The organism is Leisingera sp. ABM4_103, assembly GCF_056158685.1.
This window is the reverse complement of the sequence record NZ_JBSWTU010000005.1, coordinates 3756726-3776402: the sequence shown is the minus strand read 5'-3', so window position 1 is coordinate 3776402 and position 19677 is coordinate 3756726. Positions and strand designations below refer to the sequence as shown.

At 65.3% G+C, this 19677-nt stretch carries 20 protein-coding genes and 1 pseudogene; 8 read left to right on the top strand and 13 right to left on the bottom strand.

All coding sequences use genetic code 11. From position 1 onward, the window contains the following. Positions 1 to 41: 41 nt before the first annotated feature. Complete coding sequence (locus ACXAED_RS20330) at positions 42 to 683, bottom strand: methyl-accepting chemotaxis protein (RefSeq protein WP_475052825.1); 642 nt, start codon at positions 681 to 683, stop codon at positions 42 to 44. A gap of 127 nt (positions 684 to 810) precedes the next feature. Then, positions 811 to 1272, bottom strand: coding sequence for a translation initiation factor IF-3 (gene infC / locus ACXAED_RS20325; protein ID WP_475053166.1), 462 nt, complete (start codon positions 1270 to 1272; stop codon positions 811 to 813). A gap of 446 nt (positions 1273 to 1718) precedes the next feature. Between infC and ACXAED_RS20320 the strand changes: the two genes are divergently transcribed. Further along, positions 1719 to 2288, top strand: a complete 570-nt coding sequence (locus ACXAED_RS20320) for a hypothetical protein (protein WP_475052823.1) — start codon at positions 1719 to 1721, stop codon at positions 2286 to 2288. Positions 2289 to 2356: 68 nt separating this feature from the next. Here ACXAED_RS20320 and ACXAED_RS20315 read toward each other — a convergent pair whose 3' ends face one another. From ACXAED_RS20315 to cobA, 7 genes and pseudogenes are all read right to left on the bottom strand, one after another. Continuing rightward, positions 2357 to 2902, bottom strand: coding sequence for a hypothetical protein (locus ACXAED_RS20315; RefSeq protein ID WP_475052820.1), 546 nt, complete (start codon positions 2900 to 2902; stop codon positions 2357 to 2359). 135 nt (positions 2903 to 3037) lie between these two features. Beyond that, on the bottom strand, positions 3038 to 3904 hold the full coding sequence (locus tag ACXAED_RS20310; protein ID WP_475052818.1) for a ferredoxin--NADP reductase: 867 nt from the start codon (positions 3902 to 3904) through the stop codon (positions 3038 to 3040). Between the two features lie 148 nt (positions 3905 to 4052). After that, positions 4053 to 4445, bottom strand: a pseudogene (locus ACXAED_RS20305) (DUF934 domain-containing protein); the annotation flags it as partial. 3 nt (positions 4446 to 4448) lie between these two features. Further along, positions 4449 to 5210 (bottom strand): phosphoadenylyl-sulfate reductase, encoded by a 762-nt coding sequence (locus ACXAED_RS20300; RefSeq protein ID WP_475052816.1) that lies wholly within the window; start codon positions 5208 to 5210, stop codon positions 4449 to 4451. A gap of 4 nt (positions 5211 to 5214) precedes the next feature. Next, entirely contained in the window at positions 5215 to 6879 is a 1665-nt protein-coding gene (locus ACXAED_RS20295) for a nitrite/sulfite reductase (protein WP_475052815.1), read from the bottom strand. After that, entirely contained in the window at positions 6872 to 7180 is a 309-nt protein-coding gene (locus ACXAED_RS20290) for a DUF2849 domain-containing protein (RefSeq protein ID WP_475052812.1), read from the bottom strand. Before ACXAED_RS20290 ends, ACXAED_RS20295 begins: the two co-directional genes overlap by 8 nt. Next, on the bottom strand, positions 7180 to 7944 hold the full coding sequence (cobA, locus tag ACXAED_RS20285) for a uroporphyrinogen-III C-methyltransferase (protein WP_475053164.1): 765 nt from the start codon (positions 7942 to 7944) through the stop codon (positions 7180 to 7182). The genes ACXAED_RS20290 and cobA overlap by 1 nt, the downstream gene beginning before the upstream one ends. A gap of 203 nt (positions 7945 to 8147) precedes the next feature. On the opposite strand from cobA, the gene ACXAED_RS20280 reads away from it, so the two are divergent. Then, positions 8148 to 8615 (top strand): Lrp/AsnC family transcriptional regulator, encoded by a 468-nt coding sequence (locus tag ACXAED_RS20280; protein ID WP_421053554.1) that lies wholly within the window; start codon positions 8148 to 8150, stop codon positions 8613 to 8615. A 63-nt stretch (positions 8616 to 8678) separates the two neighbouring features. Here the strand turns inward: ACXAED_RS20280 and ACXAED_RS20275 are convergent, their stop codons facing one another. Next, the gene (locus ACXAED_RS20275; RefSeq protein WP_475052811.1) at positions 8679 to 8960 is read right to left on the bottom strand and encodes a hypothetical protein; all 282 of its coding nucleotides are present in this window, start codon (positions 8958 to 8960) and stop codon (positions 8679 to 8681) included. Between the two features lie 104 nt (positions 8961 to 9064). Here ACXAED_RS20275 and ACXAED_RS20270 point away from each other — a divergent pair, with 104 nt between their 5' ends. Next, positions 9065 to 9973 carry a LysR substrate-binding domain-containing protein gene (locus ACXAED_RS20270; RefSeq protein ID WP_475052810.1) on the top strand — a complete coding sequence of 303 codons (909 nt, stop codon included), beginning with the start codon at positions 9065 to 9067 and terminating at the stop codon, positions 9971 to 9973. A gap of 175 nt (positions 9974 to 10148) precedes the next feature. On the opposite strand, the gene ACXAED_RS20265 is transcribed toward ACXAED_RS20270, so the two are convergent. Further along, positions 10149 to 11333, bottom strand: a complete 1185-nt coding sequence (locus ACXAED_RS20265; RefSeq protein WP_475052809.1) for a cytochrome P450 — start codon at positions 11331 to 11333, stop codon at positions 10149 to 10151. A gap of 59 nt (positions 11334 to 11392) precedes the next feature. On the opposite strand from ACXAED_RS20265, the gene ACXAED_RS20260 reads away from it, so the two are divergent. From ACXAED_RS20260 to ACXAED_RS20240, 5 genes are all read left to right on the top strand, one after another. Next, the gene (locus tag ACXAED_RS20260) at positions 11393 to 13138 is read left to right on the top strand and encodes an ATP-binding protein (RefSeq protein ID WP_475052808.1); all 1746 of its coding nucleotides are present in this window, start codon (positions 11393 to 11395) and stop codon (positions 13136 to 13138) included. Then, positions 13135 to 14364 carry a sigma-54-dependent transcriptional regulator gene (locus ACXAED_RS20255; RefSeq protein ID WP_475052806.1) on the top strand — a complete coding sequence of 410 codons (1230 nt, stop codon included), beginning with the start codon at positions 13135 to 13137 and terminating at the stop codon, positions 14362 to 14364. Before ACXAED_RS20260 ends, ACXAED_RS20255 begins: the two co-directional genes overlap by 4 nt. A 693-nt stretch (positions 14365 to 15057) precedes the next feature. Next, positions 15058 to 16059, top strand: coding sequence for a DctP family TRAP transporter solute-binding subunit (locus ACXAED_RS20250; protein ID WP_475052804.1), 1002 nt, complete (start codon positions 15058 to 15060; stop codon positions 16057 to 16059). Positions 16060 to 16161: 102 nt separating this feature from the next. Continuing rightward, positions 16162 to 16839: a TRAP transporter small permease gene (locus tag ACXAED_RS20245; protein WP_475052802.1), complete on the top strand. Its 678-nt coding sequence runs from the start codon at positions 16162 to 16164 to the stop codon at positions 16837 to 16839. Further along, positions 16839 to 18215: a TRAP transporter large permease gene (locus tag ACXAED_RS20240; protein ID WP_475052801.1), complete on the top strand. Its 1377-nt coding sequence runs from the start codon at positions 16839 to 16841 to the stop codon at positions 18213 to 18215. The genes ACXAED_RS20245 and ACXAED_RS20240 overlap by 1 nt, the downstream gene beginning before the upstream one ends. Positions 18216 to 18322: 107 nt before the next feature. On the opposite strand, the gene tpiA is transcribed toward ACXAED_RS20240, so the two are convergent. Both tpiA and ACXAED_RS20230 read right to left on the bottom strand, forming a co-directional pair. Beyond that, positions 18323 to 19072, bottom strand: coding sequence for a triose-phosphate isomerase (gene tpiA, locus ACXAED_RS20235; RefSeq protein ID WP_475052799.1), 750 nt, complete (start codon positions 19070 to 19072; stop codon positions 18323 to 18325). A gap of 139 nt (positions 19073 to 19211) precedes the next feature. Further along, entirely contained in the window at positions 19212 to 19571 is a 360-nt protein-coding gene (locus tag ACXAED_RS20230; protein WP_475052796.1) for a HesB/IscA family protein, read from the bottom strand. Between the last annotated feature and the right edge of the window lie 106 nt (positions 19572 to 19677).

Genomic DNA, 19677 nt, shown 5'->3' with positions numbered 1-19677 from the left:
GCTAAATGCGCATGCACCGGTCTCCGGTGCCTGTTCCCGTGTCAGTGCTTCAGATAGCCCGACATTTCTTCCAGCAGGCTCTGCGTCTTGCCGGATAGCTCCCGGATCTCGGTGGCAATGACGGCAAAGCCCTTGCCCATATCGCCGATCCGCGCGGCCTCGATCGAGGCGTTGAAGGAAATGAACTTGATGTTTTTCCCGACCCCTTCGGCGGTGGCGATGGTCGCGCGCATCTGCTCATCACGCTCCGCCTCGCGGAGCTGCTGCGCCTCGCTCAGGCAATGCACCAGGTCTTTGAGGAAGGCCGACACCGCTGGTTCCAGCCGGTAGAGGCAGAGGGCGCCCAGTTCCGGCACCGCGCGCACATGATCCAGCGCTGCGCCGCCATCCGCCTGGACCGCTGCGCGGTGGAGCGGCGTCAGCAGCTCAAGGCAGGTCCCGCGCTTGGCCTCAAGCTCAGCAGGGAGTGTGTAGCCGCAGGCGTCCAGCAGCCCTTGCAGCCCGCTGCCCAGCATATCATGCGCCGCGCGGATGCGCTGCACCGACAAGGCCAAGACATCCTCCGCACCGCTGCTGTCCGCCCCGGCCGGCGCCTGCGCCAGTGCCAGCAGCGACAGGGCGGCGATGCGGCTGGGGCCGATGGCCATGAAGGCGGTGTTCTGAACATCGGTCAAACTGGTCATGCGTCTGCTTTCACTGAGGATGGCATAGGTATAACCGGGCAGGCATTAAGGCACCGCTAACCGCAGCAAACAAAAAGCCCCGCAGGCGGAACCTGCGGGGCTGTGCCATGCACCTGCGGCGCGCGGCTTATTTCTTGGCCAGCGGACCGATCATCATGATCATCTGGCGGCCTTCCATCTTCGGCATGTTCTCGACCTTGCCGATTTCCTTGGTGTCCTCGGCGACCCGCTCCAGCAGTTCGCGGCCAAGGTTCTGGTGCGCCATTTCGCGGCCGCGGAAGCGCAGGGTGACCTTCACCTTGTCGCCGTTCTCCAGGAACTTGACGACGTTGCGCATCTTCACGTCATAGTCATGAGTGTCCGTGTTGGGACGGAACTTGACCTCTTTGACCTCGATGATCTTCTGCTTCTTGCGGGCTTCGCTCTCGCGCTTTTGCTGTTCGTACTTGAACTTGCCAAAGTCCATGATCTTGCACACGGGCGGGTTGGCGTTGGGCGAGATTTCAACCAGATCAAGTCCGGCTTCGGCGGCCATGTCCATGGCCTTGGCCGGATGCACAACACCGACGTTTTCGCCATCGGCGCCGATCAGGCGGATTTCGGGGGCGCGGATTTTTTCGTTGACGCGCGGGCCGGTATCACGTTGAGGCGGCGCGTTATGAGGTCTGCGGGCTATGACTGCGATCCTTCTGTCATTGCAAAAAGTGCGGGAACGCTACTGCCCCCGCGCATGTGATTTAAGGCTTATGCGCGGTATGGCGGCAGGAAAGCCGCTTTTCAAGGCCGCATATTGCAAATGGCCCTTAAAACAGGCGTCTTTTCCGGCTGCGGCCGGCCGGAAGCTGCGCCGTGCAAGCTCCTGAAAAGGCTCAATTGCGGCGGGGTTCCGCCGGTTGGACCGGCGCAGCGGCGCGCGGCCGCCCGTGCGCGGGCTGCGGGGAACTTTCCCCTTGAGCGGGGCCAGGTGCCGCCCCATTTGGCAGAGCAGATGGCGAGAGACCGGCCAGCGGGGCCGGGTCATGGAAGGAGTCCATTATGAAACAGTTGTTGATCGTGATTGCCCTCGGTGTTGCCGCGGTGGCCGGCTACATGATGCTGACAGGCCCGGAGCCGCAGGAGACAGCGCCGCTGGAGACCGTTCCGCAGGCCGAAGAGGAGCAGAGCAGCACGGTACCGGAAACGGCTGAAGAGAGCGCTGCCCCGGCTGAGCAGGCTGTGCAAGACGCGGCAGAAGCGGTGGAAGGGGCCATCGAATCCGGCGCCGAAGCTGCCGGGTCGGCTGTCGAGGCTGTGCAGGACACGCTGAACGAAGCGGCGGGCGCTGCGGCCGAGGCGGCAGGCGATGCTGTCGACGCGGTACAGGAGTCCGCCGGTGAGACCGCTGGCGGCGTCGCAGACCTGGCGGGTGAAGCCGCGGATGCGGCCGATGAGGCTGCGGATCAAGCGGGTCAGGCCGCGGATGCCGCTGCCGATACAGCCGCAGGCGCGGCAGATGCGGCACAGGACTCGGCAGCCGATGCCGCCACCGAGGAGCTGAACAGCGCGGCCGGAGCGGTTGAAGGCGGCGCGGCCGTGGAAACCGAAGGCACTGCCGGCAGCAACTAAGCGCTGCTGCAACCCCCTGCATGACCCCGCGCGGCCGGCTCCTCCCGGCCGCCGGATGCCGGCGGGGATCAGTGGGGCCGGGCCTGCGCCTGCTGCGCGATCCTGGCCATCTGGTCCAGCGGGGTCTGGCCGCCCGCCTGAGCCTGGGCTTGAGCCTGGGCTTGAGGCTGAGCCTGGGTCGGGGCCTGAGGCGCCAGGAAGGCCAGAAACGTCTCCCAGCCGCCGGCGCTGCTGCCTTGTTTGCGGGCCCGCTGGATCTGCAGCTGTGCCACGCCGACCAGGTCCAGCGGTTTGGAGCCGTCGTAGGCGCTGCCGGTGATGCCGGCCAGGCGGCTGCGGAATTTCTCGCCCATCGAGTTTAGCAGCAGCATCTGCGCGGTCACCGGGTGGCCGGCCTGCACCAGCGCGTCGAACATCTGGTCGATGTCCTGCGGGCTGATGGCGCGCGGGTCATAGCGTTCCTTGACGCTGGCAATTCTTTCGGGGATCGAGGGCTGCACTTGATCCGGACGGGCCTGAAACCCTGCCACCGCGGACTTGACGCGCGCCTTGCCTGCCTCTGTGCGCACGGACGTGAAGACGGGCGCCTGCCCTGAGGCCAGTTCATTCTGCATTTCGAGCTTCTCCATTCTGGATACTTGGCTCAGGAATACAGAATCATCCCCAACAAATGATAAACGGGAGGCGGCGGCCTCCCGTCAAAACAGTGTCAAAAATCGGGCAGCCCGCGGGGGCAGCCCGGCCCGGGATCAGTCCAGGAACGCCTTTTCCACCACGAAATGGGCGGGCTTGGAGTTGGCGCCCTCCTCAAGACCATAGGTGTTCTCAAACAGGTCCTTGAGCTCCAGGTTGAACGCCAGGTTGCCGCAGATCATCGCGCGGTCGCTTTCCGGGTTCAGCGGCGGCACGCCGAGTTCCGCAAACGCCTCGCCAGAGCGCATCAGGTCGGTGATGCGGCCCATCTTGGGGCTCTCCTCGCGGGTGGTGGTCGGGTAGTATTTGATCTTCTTCCAGAAGCCTTCGCCGATCACCTCGTTCAGCAGTTCATCGTCCTTCAGGCTGTCGATCAGGCGCTTGCCGTACTCCAGCTCACCGACCTCGCGGCAGGTGTGGGTGATGATCACCTCGTCGTAGTCCTCATAGGTCTGCGGCTCGCGCAGGAGCGAGGCAAAGGGCGCAAAGCCGGTGCCGGTGGCAAAGAACCAGATCCGCTTGCCGGGCAGCAGCGCGTCATGCACCAGGGTGCCGACGGGCTTGGGCCGCAGGATGATCTCGTCGCCCGGCTTGATGTGCTGCAGCTTGGAGGTCAGCGGGCCGTCCTGCACCTTGATCGAGTAGAACTCCATTTCCTCGTCCCAGCTGGGCGACGCGATGGAATAGGCGCGCAACAGCGGCTTCTGCTTGCCGGTCTTGGGGTCCGGATCGTTCATCAGACCGATCATCACGAACTCGCCGGAGCGGAAGCGCAGCGACGCGGGCCGGGTGCAGCGGAAGGAAAACAGCCGGTCGGTCCAGTGTTTCACCTCGGTGACGGTCTGGGCGTCGGGCAGGGCCGGCACCGCTTTGGCCGGTTTCGGGTCGGTTGCAGTGTCGGTCACGGTTGTCATCTCATTCATCGGTTGCACTGCCGGAGGAATAACCGGCACCTATGATTAATCTTTGATACAGGTCAGGAAAAGCCCCGGTTTTGGAAAACCGGCCCCGCGCGTGACGCAACGGAACCGGTTTCAGGGGTGTTTCCCGGGTTCGCAGAGGGCCGGCGCAGCGGGCAGCGGTGCTGCCGCGCAGGCGGGCCTGGTAGCTATGCGCCTTCCAGTCGGCGCGGGCAAGCCACTGTTCCTCGGGCTGGCGGGCGGCCAGCTCATCGCTGATCTCCACCTCGTCAAAGCCGGAGCGGCGGGCCATCGCGTACTGGTCGGCCAGCACATGGCCAAAGGCGCGCAGGCGGCCCTCATAACCCTTCAGCCGCAGCTGGCGGGCCAGGGTGAAGCCGCGGCCATCGGCAAAGCTGGGGAATTGCACCCGCACCAGTTCGACGCCGTCCAGCGGCACGTCATTCAGGCTGGCATCCGAGGCCAGTTCCAGCACATTGGCGCCGTCAAAGCCGCCGGTCCAGTCATCCTGGGCAAAGCCCGTGTCCGTCACGATAACGCTCATCGTTCAAGCTCCTGTTCGCACGAATTTGCCATCCACCACATGGATGCCGCATTCTTCTTTGTTTTCGCCGCGCCAGCGCCCGGCACGGGGGTCTTCGCCTTCCTTGACCGGGCTGGTGCAGGGCGCGCAGCCGATCGACGGGTAGCCCTTGGCCACCAGCGGATGGCGGGGCAGGCGGTTTTCGTCCATATAGGCGCGCACGTCCTCGGGCGCCCAATGGGCCAGCGGGTTGATCTTGAGCCGTCCGGTGCCGTCCTCGACTTCAAAGAAGTCCAGAGCAGCGCGGGAGCCGGACTGGAACCGCTTGCGGCCGGTGATCCAGCCTTCGTAGCCGTCCAGCGCCTTTTGCAGCGGGATCGTCTTGCGCAGGGTGCAGCAGGCGTCCTTGTCGCTGAACCGCAGCGCCCCGTAGGGGTCCTTCTCGGCGATGTCGTCGGCGCGGATGATGCGCACATTGCGCAGGCCCAGCCGCTCGCTCACCTCCTGCTGATAGAGCAGGGTTTCGGTGAACAGCAGTTCGGTGTCCACAAACACAACCGGCGTCATCGGGTCGATGACCGCGGCCATGTGCAAAAGCACCACGGATTCCGCGCCGAAAGAGGAGACCAGGGCGATATGCCCTGCGTCCCGCAAAGCGCCCTCCATCACCGAGGTGGCCGAATGGTGGCGGTAGCGCGCATTGAGCGCTTCCGCCTTGGCGGCCAGCTCCCGGTCCCGAGGGCCGATGGGCTCCTCGGCGGGCTTGTTTCCGGCTGAATGGAACATCAGATCAGGCGACCTTTTTCTGAGCCTCGGGATAGAGCGCGGCCTTGAACGGCTCCATGCCGATCCGGCGGTAGGTTTCGAGGAAGGTTTCCTCTGCGCTTTCACGCTGCGCCATGTAGACTTCGACGATCCGCTCCACGGCCGGAACGATCTCGTCATAGGCAAAACCGGGGCCGGTGCGGGTGCCGATGGCAGCCGTCTCGGTGGCGTCGCCGCCCAGGGTGATCTGGTAGTTCTCCACCCCTGCGCGGTCCAGGCCCAGGATGCCGATATGGCCCACGTGGTGATGGCCGCAGGCGTTGATGCAGCCCGAGATCTTGATCTGCAGATGGCCGATGTCGTGCTCCATCTTCAGCTCGTCAAAGCGGGTTGCGATCTCCTGCGCGACCGGGATCGAGCGGGCGGTTGCCAGCGCGCAATAGTCCATGCCCGGGCAGGCGATGATGTCCGAGATCAGGCCGATGTTGGCGGTGGCCAGGCCGTGCTCTTTCAGCTTGGTGTGGATCGCGGGCAGGTCGTTCTTGTGGACATGCGGCAGGATTACGTTCTGCTGGTGGCTGATGCGCAGCTCGTTGTAGCCGTACTGCTCCGCCAGATCGGCCATCAGGCGCATCTGTTCGGCGGTCGCGTCGCCCGGGGTTGCCCCATGCGCCTTGATCGAGATGGTGGCGATGGCGTGGCCCTCGGCGCGGTGCGCGTGCAGGTTGGTGTCGGCCCAGGCGCGGAACACCGGGTCGTTGGCATAGGCAGCATCGAACACATCGGCCGGACCCGAACGGAACTCCGGCGCCTGGAAATGCGTCTTGATCTCTTCCAGCAGCGCCTGGTCGGTGCCATCGTACTGGCCGCGGATCGCAAGGAAAGCTTCCTCGGTCATCGCGCGGTAGGTGTCGATGCCGTTCTCGGAGACGGTGATCTTGATGCGCGCCTTGTACTTGTTGTCGCGGCGGCCCAGCACGTTATAGACGGTCAGAACCGCTTCCAGATAGGGCAGCAGATCCGCCTGCGGCAGGAACTCGCGAAGCACCTGGCCGATCATCGGGGTACGGCCCAGGCCGCCGCCGACGATGACTTTGAAGCCAATCTTGCCGTCTTGCTCCACCACCTGCAGGCCCACGTCATGCGCCTTGATCACGGCGCGGTCGGCGCTGCTGCCGGTGATGGCGATCTTGAACTTGCGGCCCAGGAACTGGAATTCCGGGTGGTCGGTGGACCACTGGCGGATCAGCTCGGCATAGGGGCGCGGGTCGGTCAGCTCATCCGCGGCGGCACCGGCGAAATGGTCGGCAGTGGTGTTGCGGATGGTGTTGCCCGAGGTCTGGATGGCGTGCAGCCCGACCTCACCCAGCGCATCCAGCATGTCCGGAATGTCGCGCAGCTTGGGCCAGTTGTACTGGATGTTCTGGCGGGTGGTGAAATGGCCGTAACCCTTGTCCCACTTCTCCGCCAGCAGCGCCAATGCGCGCATCTGGTTCGGGTTCAGGGTGCCATAGGGCACCGCGACCCGCAGCATGTAGGCGTGCAGCTGCAGGTAAACGCCGTTCATCAGCCGCAGCGGCTTGAATTCGTCCTCGGTGAGGGAGCCGTCGATGCGGCGCTCGACCTGGGCGCGGAACTGGGCGTTGCGTTCTGCCAGGAAGGCTTCGTCGAACTCATTGTACTTATACATTGGCGTCAGCCTCCTGCTTGCCGTGGAAGTAGTTCGAGGGGCCGGTGCGGCGGAATTCCTCGCGGAAGTGGGTCGGCTCGGGGCCGTTCGGGCCTGCCTTGGCGTCGGCCAGATAGGCGCCGACGATCTTGATGTTCTGCTTCTCCGCCTCGATCAGGCGCAGCTGGGCTTCGGCCTCATCGGTGATCAGCTCGGCCTCCGACAGCTCGCGGGTCCAGGTGTCCTGGGCGGTGAAATAGATCACGTCGCCTTCCAGCAGGTCGTTGGCGGTGATGACTTTGGGTGTAAAGGGGCGAGGCATTATGCAAGCTCCGTCTTGAGGTCGTTCAGGGCGGCCGCCGCTTTGCGCGGCGCAAGTCCCAGGAAGGTGAGGGCGGGGCCGTCGAACCCGGCCGCGTCGAGATCGGCAGGCAGGCGGTCCAGCGTGGTTTCCAGCACCCGCTGTTCAGGGCGGGAGGCGTTTTCGACAATGGTCACCGGCATGGCGCGGTCCGCTCCGTGCATGATCAGGCGGCCCTGCACGAAACGGGCGGATTTTTTGCCCATGTAGACCGCGGCAACCTCGCCCGGGCGCGCCAGTGCGGCCCAGTCGTGATCGGCAAAACCCTTCATGTCGTGCCCGGTCAGGAACCGCACCGAAGAGTTGCGGCCGCGCTGGGTCAGGCTTTGGCCGATGCCCGCCACGGCGGCAGACGCGGCGGTGATGCCGGGGATGATCTGGCTGGCAATGCCGGCGTTTTCCAGCGCGGTCAGCTCTTCATCCAAGCGGGCAAAGACGGTGGGATCGCCGGCCTTCAGCCGCAGCACCTTCTTGCCTGCCTTGGCATGGGCCACCAGGCGCGCGCAGATCTCCTCCTGGCTGACCTGCGGGCCAAAGCCCTCCTTGCCGACGTTTTCCAGAACCGCTTGCGCCCCGGCCAGCGCCATGATCTCTGCGCTGACAAGACGGTCATAAAGGATCACGTCCGCCTCTTGCAGCGCGCGCAGGGCTTTCAGGGTCAGCAGCTCCGGGTCGCCGGGGCCGGAGCCTGCAAAGGCAACCTGCCCCGGTACCAGGCAACACATGCCGCCGCGGACGTGAGCGGTGGCATTGGCAGCATGTGTCGTGTGTGCGGACATCCCTGTACCCTCTGTGCGGTGTGTTTGACTTGAGGGTAGATATAGGAAATATTCCCGGTATTGCGCCATATGGGCGCTGAAATAAGAACGTTGGTTTTGCTGAGGCGGGATGCCGGGCCGATTGGTCCTCACAATAGGAGAAAACAGGGATGACGGTGCGGATCGACGGCACGGACCGGAAAATTCTGGCTGAACTGCAGCGGGACGCCAGCCAGTCGCTGGACGAAATAGCCCGCCGGGTGGGGTCATCCAAGACCCCGGTTTGGAATCGGATCCGCAAGCTGCGCGAGGCCGGGGTGATCGGCCAGCAGACGGTGCTGCTGGATCCGGAGGCGCTGGGGTTCGAGGCGTGTTTCTTTGTCCTCATCCGCACCTCGGAGCATGAGGCGGAATGGCAGGCCAAGTTCCTGCAGGCCCTGCGCGACCGCCCCGAGGTGCAGGAGGCGCACCGGCTGGCGGGTGACATCGACTATATCCTGAAAGTCCGGGTCCAGAACGCGCGCGCCTATGACGTGTTCTATCAGGCGCTGATTTCAGAGGTGAAGGTGCACAACGTGACCGCGCTTCTGTCGATGGAAGAGATCAAATCGACCACTATGCTGCCGCTGGGCGCCTGAGAGCGCGCGCCCGGCCCCTGCCGCGTCAGGCCGGGGCCGCGGCAGCACGGCAGCGTGCCGCTGTCACAGGGGCGGGCGCAGCAGCAGATGCCGCCCGTCCTGCAGCCGCCACGGCGATGTCTCGCCAGTGGCAGCCTCCGGCATAACGCCGATGTCGGCCAGCAGATGCGGCGATGTCCCGGCCAGCCGCTCAAGTTCGCGGCAAGGCACCCGGACCGCGTCCTGGGACACCGCAGCATGAGGCTCAGCTTTTCTGAGACCCGTCAGGCCTGCAATCCAGCCAAGCACGCTGCGGGCTGGAGTTCCGTGGTGCCGGGCGCCTGCGTTATCGCAATATGCGGTCATAGCTAATCCTCCGTTCTGGCCTTCGAGAGTTAGGGCCGGAGGGGCTTGCGCGCAAACCAGTTAAACTCCACCATGGATCAGGAAAACTGACCCATGGTGAATGCATGCGCCTGCCGCCCCTCAATGCCCTGCGCGCCTTCGAGGCCGCTGCCCGCCACGAGGGCTTCATCGCTGCCGCAGACGAGCTGTTCGTGACCCGGGGCGCGATCAGCCGCCAGGTGAAGATCCTGGAGGACCACATCGGCGTGCAGCTGTTCCACCGCAATGCCCGCGGGGTGGAGCTGACGGCGGCGGGGCGGCGGCTCTACCCGGTGCTGACAGAGGCCTTTGCGATGATGCAGCGCGAGGTGGAGCAGGTCGCGGCGGATGCGGCGGAGCTGCGGGTGATCTGCCCGCCGACTCTGTCGATCCGCTGGCTGCTGCCGCAGCTGGAGCAGTTCCGGGCCGCGCATCCGGAGATCAAGCTGCAGCTGACCACGGATTTCTACAGCAGCAAGGGGTTCAGGGGGGCGGAATACGATCTTGGCATTTCCGTTGAGAACCGCGTGGGGCGGCCGCCGGACATCGAGGTGCTGCCGCTGTTCGAAATGGTCCTCGCCCCGGCCTGCGCCCCGTCGCTGCTGCCGGCGCTGGCGGATGGCCCGGCAGCGCTGGCGGGCCAGCGGCTGCTGCACGAAAGCCCGCGCCGCTTTGACTGGGCGACCTGGGTGCAGCATTTCGGGGTGGAGCAGGTGGACCCTGCCAGCGGCGAGGCGTTTCCGAACCTCGACATGGCTACCCGCGCCGCAGTGATAGGGGCCGGCGTGGTGATGGCGGATCTGGTCCTGTGCCATGAGGAACTGGCGCGCGGGGATCTGGTGCTGCCGTTCCCGGAGATGACCTGCGGCACCCCGGACGGCGCTTACGCGCTGATCGGCGAGCGGCAGAAATGGAACGACCCCAAGGTCGCCGCCTTCCGGGACTGGCTGCTGAGCGGCCCCTGCATGGCGGCGGTCTCTGCCTTGCCGGAATGATATCCCGGCAAGGGGGACGGAAAGGGGGCGCTGCCCCCTCGGCGCGGATGCGCCTCACCCCCGGAGTATTTTGCCAAAGGTGAAATGGGGGCGCCGCGCCGCGTCAGCGGCGCTTGGCCCAACCGGGCAAGGGGATCTGTGATCCCTGCAGCGCGGGCGGGAGCGCCCCCGGTCCTCAGCTGCGGGTCACCATCAGCCGGGTCAGGCCGTGGAAGTGGTAGGTGTTGCTGTATTCCGGCTCTGCGGCCAGCTTCAGGTCCGGGCAGCGCTCGAACAGGACCGGCAGGGCGATCTGCATCTCCAGCCGCGCCAGCGGTGCGCCGACACAGAAGTGCAGGCCGCCGCCAAAGCTCTTGTTCACCTTGGGCGGCCGGGACGGGTCAAAACGCTCCGGATCGTCCAGCGCCGCCGGGTCGCGGTTGGCAGCGCCCAAGAGCAGCGCCACCTGATCGCCGCGCTGGAAGGTGTGGCCGAAAACCTCTGCCTCCTCATAGGCGTAGCGGGTGAACATGTGCAGCGGCGGGTCAAAGCGCAGGATTTCCTCCACCAGCCCCTCGATGCCGTCCGGCGCCAGCCATTCGGGCTGCCAGCCCTGCTGCAGCATCGTCTTCGAGCCGTTGCCCAGCGAATGCACGGTGGCCTCGTGTCCCGCATTCAACAGCAGGATGCAGGTGCCGATCAGCTCATCGGTGGAGAGCTTGTCGCCTTCCTCCTCCGCCGCGATCAGCCGGGTGATCAGGTCGTCGCGGGGATCGTTGCGGCGTTCGTCAATGTAGCTGCGCAGAAAGTCTGTGAACTCTTGCGAGGCCTGGGCCGCGGCGTGTTCGGTTTCTTCCGTGCGCGCGGCCTGATACATCGCCACCATTTTGTGCGACCAGTCCAGAAGCTGCGGCGCCATCTCCTCGGGCACGCCCAAAAGGCGGCAGATGGTGATCACCGGCACCTGGGTGCAATAGGCGTCCAGCAGGTCGAAGGGCTGGTCCGGGAAGGTATCAATCAGCTGGCGGCACAGGTCCTTGATACCCGGTTCCAGCGCCGCGATCTCGCGCGAGGTGAAGGCGCGCAGCACCAGCCGGCGCAGGCGGGTGTGGCGGGGCGGCTCGGCGTCGAGCATCGAATGCGCCTCCACCGCCAGGAAGGGGGCCAGATGGGCAGGGCCTTCGGTGCGCAGCTCTTCCGGTACTTCGCGGCCGAAACGGCGGTCGCGCAGCAGCATGTGCACGGCGGAATGGCCGAAGGCCGCCATCATGCCGTAGTCCTGCCAGAAGTGCAGCTGGCCCTCCGTCCGGGCGGCGGCGTAGAAAGGATAGGGGTCCTGCACAAAGGCGGGATCGGTCGGGGATTGGAGTAAAGTCTTCATACACCGGTTTTTGCCGCTGCATCTGGTCAATGCAAGGGGCGCGCTGCTAACGTGCCGCTATGAAAACACAGAACTTTCTTCGCTGGAGCCTGCCTGCCGGATTCCTGTTGGCCGTCGTGGCGCTGGCGCTGGCGGTCTGGTCGTACGGCTACCGGCAGGCGCTGGACAGCCTGGCCGAACGCAGCGCCGCCGATCTGGCCCTGGCCTCGGACCGGGTGAGCACGCAATTGCAGGTTTATCAGGAGCTGGCGGTGCTGACCGCCGGACACCCGGTGCTGGCAGATCTTGCCACCGGGGCCCAGCGGCTGGACGCCGCGGAACTGCTGCGCTCGGTGGCGGACAAGACAGCGGCGCTGGATGTGTTCTTTGCCGCCCCGGACGGGCAGGTGCTGGCCGCGGCTGAAGGGGTCACGGGGGGCAGCGTGGCGCAGCAGGACTATTTTACCCGCGCCATGCAGGGGGCCCTGGGCACCGGCCACGGGGTTCTGCAGCCGGACGGCCAGCGGGCCTATTTCTATGCCGCTCCTGCCTTTGCCGTTGATGGCGGGGTGCGCGGGGCACTGGTGGTGGTGGCCGATGTGGCGGATGTGGAGCAGACATGGCGCGGCTCGCTGCCGGCGGTGTTCTTTACTGATGAGACCGGCGAGGTGTTCATTGCAAACCGCTCGGAGCTGCTGTTCTGGCGGCGCAGCGCGGACGGGGATACCCCCCGGGTGACGGCCACCGAGTTTCATGCGGGCCACGAGGTCTGGAGCCTGGAGGGCAGCCCGTATCTGCCCGCCCGCGCTCTGCACCTTTCGGTTGCGCTGCCGGTGATCGGCATGACTGGCGAAATTCTGGTGGACGTGGCCCCGGCGCGGCGGATTGCCATGCTGCAGGCGGCGGCGCTGGCGGCGGTTTGCCTGGCTTTTGGCGCCATGCTGTTCATCGTGATGGAGCGCCGCCGCACCCTGGCGGAAGCCAACGCGGTGCTGGAAAGCCGGGTGGCAAAGCGGACCAAGGCCTTGTCCCTCGCCAATGACCAGCTGCGCCGCGAGGTGCGCGAGCGCGAGGAGGCCGAGGCGGCCCTGAAACGCGCGCAGGAGGAGCTGGTGCAGGCGGGCAAGCTTACGGCGCTGGGGCAGATGTCGGCGGGGATCAGCCACGAGCTGAATCAGCCCCTGATGGCGATCCAGCAGTATTCAGAGAACGGCGCCGCCTTTCTGGAGCGCGGCAAGGCAGAGCGCACGGCGGAGAATCTGGGGCGGATTTCGGACATGGCGGTGCGGATGGCGCGAATTATCAAGAACCTGCGCGCCTTTGCCCGCAACGAAAGCGAGCCGATGGGGCAGGTCGATCTGGTGCAGGTGATCAGCGCCGCGGCGGAGCTGACGGCGCCGCGGCTGAAGGCGGAGCAGGTGGATCTGCGCTGGCAGCCTGCCGACTACCCCGCGCCGGTCTATGCCTGGGGCGGCGAGGTGCGGCTGACGCAAGTCTTCGTGAACCTGATCAACAACGCGGCGGATGCGATGCAGGGGCAGGTGGAGAAGGTGATCTCGATTTCGGTCGACGACGGCCCGCGGCTGCAGGTGCGGGTGCAGGACAGCGGCCCCGGCATCAAGGAGCCGGAGAAGATGTTCGAACCGTTCTATTCCACCAAGGTGGTTGGCAGCTCCGAAGGGATGGGGCTGGGGCTGTCGATCTCTTATGGTCTGGTGCAGAGCTTTGGCGGCAATATCCGCGGCACCAATACTGGCGGCGGCGCGGTGTTCACCGTCGAGCTGGAGCCGTGGAGCGATGCCGGGCAGCAGGATGATGCCGCATGATCCGCAAGGTGCTCTTGGTGGATGACGATGCCGCGGTGCGGGAGGCGCTGGCGCAGACACTGGACTTGAACGATCTGGAGGCTGTCACCGCGGGCTCCTTTGTGGCGGCCAAGGACCTTATCACCCGCGAATTCGAGGGGGTTATCGTCTCCGACCTGCGGATGCCGGGGCGGGACGGGTTTCATCTGCTGGACTATGCCCGCAGCATGGATGAGGAGCTGCCGGTGGTGCTGCTGACCGGCGAGGGCGACATTCCGATGGCGGTGAAGGCGATGTCGCAGGGGGCGTTTGATTTCCTGGAGAAGCCCTGTGCCGCCGCCGATTTCCTGCCGGTGCTGGAGCGCGCGCTGAAGACCCGGGCGCTGGTGCTGGAGAACCGGCGCCTGAAGCGGCAGCTGGAAACTGGCGATCCGGCTTCGCGGCTGCTGTTCGGCACCTCGCCGCAGGCCGGGGAGATGCGGCAGCGGGTGCGGGCGGTGGCGCCGACGGGGGCGGAGGTGCTGGTCACCGGCGCGCCGGGCAGCGGTATCTCCAAAGTGGCGGAGGTCATTCACCTGATGTCGCCCGCGGGTCAAGGACCGTTCGTGAAGCGCCCTGCCGCCGGGCTGGCGGCAGAGACGGTGGCGGAGCTGTGCCAGGAGGCGGCGGGCGGGTCCTTGTTTCTGGACGAGGTGCAGGCGCTGCCGGAGGCGGCGCAATATGCGCTGCTCGCGCAGCTGGAGCAGGGCAGCGGGGTGCGGATCATCGCGGGCTCCAGCGCCGATCTGGCGGGCAAGGTGGCGGCGGGCGGTTTCAGCCCGGATCTGTTCTACCGTCTGGATGTGATGCGGGTGCGGATCCCGTCGCTGGCCGAACGCCCCGGCGATATTCCGGTGCTGTTCCGCCATTATGTGGCGCAGGCGGCGGAGCAGGCGGGGATCGAGCCGCCGGAGATCGGCCAGGAGCATCTGGCAGCGCTGATGGCACAGGACTGGCCGGGCAACGCGCGCTCGCTGATGTCGGCGGCGATGCGGTTTGTGCTGGGGATGCCGGAGGAGGCCGCCGCGGCGGCGGGGCTGGGGCTGGCGGAGCAGATGGCGCAGGTGGAGCGCTCGCTGCTGATCGCGGCGCTGGGACGGGCCAACGGGCGCGCGGCTGCGGCCGCCGAAGCCCTGAAACTGCCGCGCAAGACATTCTACGATAAGCTGGCCCGCTATGGCATCCGGCCCGAGGATTACCGCCGCTGAGGGCGCTGGGGGCCGGGGGTTTGCGGGTCGTCTGCTCCGGCGGTGATGCCGGGGTATTGAAGGAGGCGGCGCCGCCGGAAAGCCCCAAGGGGGCCATGGGCGGAGGGAGGACGGGGGTCGCAAGCCCCCATGTCCGCTGAAGCCTTCGGTGCGGGACGCCCCTGCACCCAATGAGGAGGTGGTCTTGGGGGCCCTGTGATCTCCTGGTCGGTGCGGGGTGTCAGTCCGCACCAATGTCGCGACGGGTGGCAGTATTGCAGGGCGGTGTTAAGGACCGGAAAGCGGGGCGTGCGCCGGGTGTGCAACACCCCGGCTGTGGCGTTCCTGGGTCAGGCTGGACGCCTCCCCTTTCGGCGGCAAAGCCGCCTGCCGGGCAGCGGGACGGGAGTATTTCGGGAAAGATGAAAGGGTGGCGATTCCCTTGCAGTTCTGTCGGGCGCTAACATTTGTGCGGATTTCCGCACAAAGCCGGAAGCACCTTGTGCGGGATTTCGCACAGCTTTTGATCCGCTTCGCCAAGCTGCATCCAGAGGCCGGTGTAACCGACTGTCAAATCGCGGAAATCCCGGACGGCGGGTGATTCCCGAATCAAATCTTGAGCGGCTTTCCGCAACTTGTGATGCTCTGAGCGGGCTTCAGCCATGCGCTGAGGGCAACATAGAATTTTCTGATGATTTTTCTGGGAGGAAAGACATGAAATTCCTGACCACTGCTGCAACCGCACTGGCACTGGCCGTTTCCGCAGGCGCCGCAAGCGCGGCCTGTGACGACGGCGAGATCGTGGTGAAATTCAGCCACGTCACCAACACCGACAAGCACCCCAAGGGGATTGCCGCGTCGCTGCTGGAAAAGCGCGTGAACGAGGAAATGAACGGCACCATGTGCATGGAGGTCTACCCGAACTCCACGCTGTACAACGACAACAAGGTGCTGGAAGCGATGCTTCAGGGCGACGTGCAGCTGGCGGCGCCGTCCTTGTCGAAGTTCGAGAAGTTCACCAAGCAGTTCCGCCTGTTTGACCTGCCGTTCATGTTCAAGAACATCGAAGCCGTGGATGCCTTCCAGGCGTCCGAGACCGGCCAGGAGATGCTGAATTCGATGCAGCGCCGCGGCCTGCAGGGTCTGGCCTACTGGCACAACGGCATGAAGCAGATGTCGGCCAACAAGCCGCTGGTGGAGCCGTCGGATGCCAACGGGCTGAAGTTCCGCGTGCAGTCCTCTGACGTGCTGGTGGCGCAGATGGAAGCGATCGGCGGCTCGCCCCAGAAGATGGCGTTTTCGGAAGTTTACGGCGCGCTGCAACAGGGTGTTGTGGACGGCCAGGAAAACACCTGGTCCAACATCTACGGCAAGAAGTTCTTTGAGGTGCAGGACGGTGTGACCGAGACCAACCACGGCGCGCTGGACTATCTGGTGGTGACCTCGGTTGACTGGCTGGACAGCCTGGAGCCGGAAGTGCGCGATCAGTTCCTGACCATCCTCAAGGAAGTGACCGCGGTGCGGAACGCTGAATCCACCAAGGTGAACGGCGAAGCCAAGCAGGCGATCATCGACGCCGGCGGCGTGGTGCGCGAGCTGACCCCTGAGCAGCGCGCGGCCTGGGTCGAAGCGATGAAGCCGGTCTGGGAGAAATTCGCAGGCGACGTCGGCCAGGAAAAGATCGACGCGGCGCAAGCCATCAACACCGGCCTGTAATCAGCGCCTTTCCGGGGTGCCCGCGCGGGCGCCCCGTATCCGCAGGCGGCGCGGGGATCCGCCGCCTGCACCCTTACTTTCCGCAAAACTTGGGAGGCAGCCATGGCGGGGTCCAGAACCGGCCCGAGCGGGCTTATCAACTCACTCGAAGAAACCCTGATCGCGCTCCTCCTGGGGCTGATGACGGCGATTACGTTTGCCAATGTGATCGCGCGGTTTGTGTTCAATTCCAACATTCTGTGGGCGCTGGAGCTGACGGTGTTCCTGTTTGCCTGGCTGGTGCTTCTGGGCGCGGCATATGCGGTGAAGACCCATGCGCATCTGGGGGTGGACGCCATCGTCAACATGCTGGCGCCCGGCGCGCGCCGGGCGGTTGGCCTGTTTGCCGCCGGCTGCTGCATCGTGTTTTCGCTGCTGCTGTTGAAGGGCGCCTATGACTATTGGGCGGTGTTTGCCGACCTGCCGCCGACCTCGGGCCGCTGGTTCCCGACCGGGTTCGACATGAAGGCCCGCAGCCAGAGTTTCTATGAGGTGCAGGACGTGCCGATGGTGGCGGTCTTCAAGTTTCTGGAAGACCTGATCAACTACGGCGACTCCTACGAAAAACTGCCGAAGGTGGTGCCGTATGTGGTGCTGCCGGTGTCGATGCTGCTCTTGGTGTTCCGCTTCATCCAGGCGGCGTTCCAGATTGCCCGCGGCGACGCGGACCGGCTGGTCGCCAGCCACGAAGTTGAAGACGAAATTGCAGAAGTGCAGGCGCAGCGCGGGGAGCATGACTGATGGAAGTGGTAATCCTCTTTGCGATGGTGATCGGCCTGCTGCTGATCGGGGTGCCGATTGCGGTGTCGCTGGGCCTCAGCTCGACCATCTTCCTGCTGATCTACTCCGACAGCTCGCTGGCGTCGGTCGCAGGCACGCTGTTTGAAGCCTTTGAGGGGCATTTCACCCTGCTGGCGATCCCGTTCTTTATCCTGGCGTCGTCCTTCATGACCACGGGCGGCGTGGCGCGGCGGATCATCCGCTTCTCCATCGCCTGCGTGGGCCATCTGCCGGGCGGTCTGGCGATTGCGGGTGTGTTTGCCTGTATGCTGTTTGCGGCGCTGTCCGGGTCGTCGCCCGCAACCGTGGTGGCCATCGGCTCCATCGTGATCGCAGGCATGCGGCAGGTGGGCTACACCAAGGAGTTCGCGGCCGGTGTGATCTGTAACGCAGGCACGCTGGGCATCCTGATCCCGCCCTCCATCGTGATGGTGGTCTATGCGGCGGCGGTTGAGGTGTCCGTGGGCCGGATGTTCCTGGCCGGTGTCATTCCGGGCCTGCTGGCCGGTCTGTTCCTGATGGTCACCATCTACGTGATGGCCAAGGTCAAGAACCTGCCCAAGGGCGAGTGGAAGGGCTGGGGCGAGATCATCACCTCGGGCCGTGAAGCGGGCTGGGGGCTGTTCCTGATCGTGATCATCCTGGGCGGCATCTATGGCGGTATCTTCACCCCGACCGAGGCGGCGGCGGTTGCGGCGGTCTATGCCTTCCTGATCGCCTCCTTCGTCTACAAGGACATGGGGCCGCTGTCGAACGGCGAGGGCGCGGCCAAGACGCCGCTGATCAAGAAGCCCTATGCGCTGGTCACGGCCTTCTTCCACAGCGATACCAAGCACACGCTGTTCGAGGCGGGCAAACTGACCGTGACGCTTCTGTTCGTGATCGCCAACGCGCTGATCCTGAAGCATGTGCTGACCGATGAGCAGGTGCCGCAGCATATCGCCAATGCGATGCTGTCGGCGGGCTTCGGCCCGGTGATGTTCCTGATCGTCGTCAATGTGATCCTGCTGATCGGCGGCCAGTTCATGGAGCCGTCGGGCCTCTTGGTCATCGTGGCGCCGCTGGTGTTCCCGATTGCCATCGAGCTGGGCATTGATCCGATCCACCTGGGCATCATCATGGTGGTGAACATGGAGATCGGCATGATCACCCCGCCGGTCGGCCTGAACCTGTTCGTGACCTCGGGCGTGGCGGGGATGCCGATGATGGGCGTGGTCAAAGCGGCGCTGCCGTTCCTCGCCGTGCTGTTCGTGTTCCTGATCCTGATCACCTATGTGCCCTGGCTGTCCACCGTGCTGCCAAATGCGGTGATGGGGCCGGAGATCATAACGAACTAGGGTCGCACCCGACGAAAGAAAACGGCGCCTGGATTTCCGGGCGCCGTTTTGCGTCTCTGGCAAAATTCTTCGAAGAATTTTGCCAAGAAAATTCAAATTTTCTTGGCTCAGGCCGCCTCAAGCGCGGCGATGATCGGGGAGAAATCCGCGGCCTTGAGGCTGGCACCGCCCACAAGCGCGCCGTCGACGTTGGAGACGGCAAAGATTTCCGCAGCGTTCGAAGGCTTGACCGAGCCGCCGTAGAGCAGGCGGAAGCCGTCTGCGGTCTCCGCGCCGAAGCGGGCGGTCAGCTCGGCGCGCAGGAAATCGTGGACTTCTGCAATCTGTTCCAGGGTCGGCACCTTGCCGGTGCCGATGGCCCAGACCGGTTCATAGGCGATCACAGTGTTGACGCCGGTAGCGTTCGCAGGGACGGAGCCGTCCAGCTGGGTGCCGGCAACCTTCAGAGTGTCACCGGCCTCGCGCTCTGCCAGGGTTTCGCCGATGCAGATGACGGCGGTGAGGCCTTCGGTGATGGCGGCCTCCGCCTTGGTGCAGACCTGCGCATCGGTCTCGCCGTGGTCGGCGCGGCGTTCGGAGTGGCCGAGGATCACGGCGGAGGCGCCTGCGTCTTTGAGCATGGCGGCGCTGAGGTCGCCGGTGTGGGCGCCGGAGGCATTTGCGTGGCAATCCTGGCCGCCGATGGCGACAGCGCTGCCCCGGGCAGCGTCCGCGGCGCGCGACAGCAGGGTTGCCGGGGGGCAGATCAGGATGTCTGCGGCCGGTGCCGGGTGGCTTTCGGCCAGGGCCGCCAGTTCAGCCAGGCTTGCGCCGGTGCCATTCATCTTCCAGTTGCCTGCTGCCAGTTTCCGCCGCATGGGGGTGCCTCCGAATGTCCTGTTTGGGCGTGAGTGGTAGCACCGGCAGCGCAGCGGCGCAATTCGCTTGGAGGGTGAGCTGCGATGCAAAAAGGGCGGGGAAGACCCCGCCCGCTGGTTTCGCCTGGACTGCGCCGGTTCAGCTGCCGGGCACTTCCTTGAAGGAGATCGACTCGCCGCAGCCGCAGGCCTCGGCGACATTGGGATTGTTGAATTTGAAACCGCTTTCCAGCAGCGTCACCTCATAGTCGATTTCGGTGCCGAACAGGAACATCTGCGCCATCGGCGCGATGAGGATGCGGGCGCCGTCCTGTTCCACAACCTCGTCGTTGGGTTCCGGCTCGTCGACATATTCCATGGTGTATTCCATGCCCGCACAGCCGCCTTTCTTGACGCCGATGCGCAGGCCTGCGTGGCCGTCCTTGGCCATCAGCCTGGCGATCTGCGCCGCCGCCTTGGGGGTCATGGTCACGGCCTGCTTACCGGGAATGCCGAACATGGGTTTCTCCTTGAGACTTATTCCCTATCTAGGGCCGGTGCTGCGGCGGCTCAACCCCGCAAACGTCCTGGCAGAGGCATAACATATATCCCGGGTGCGGATTTAA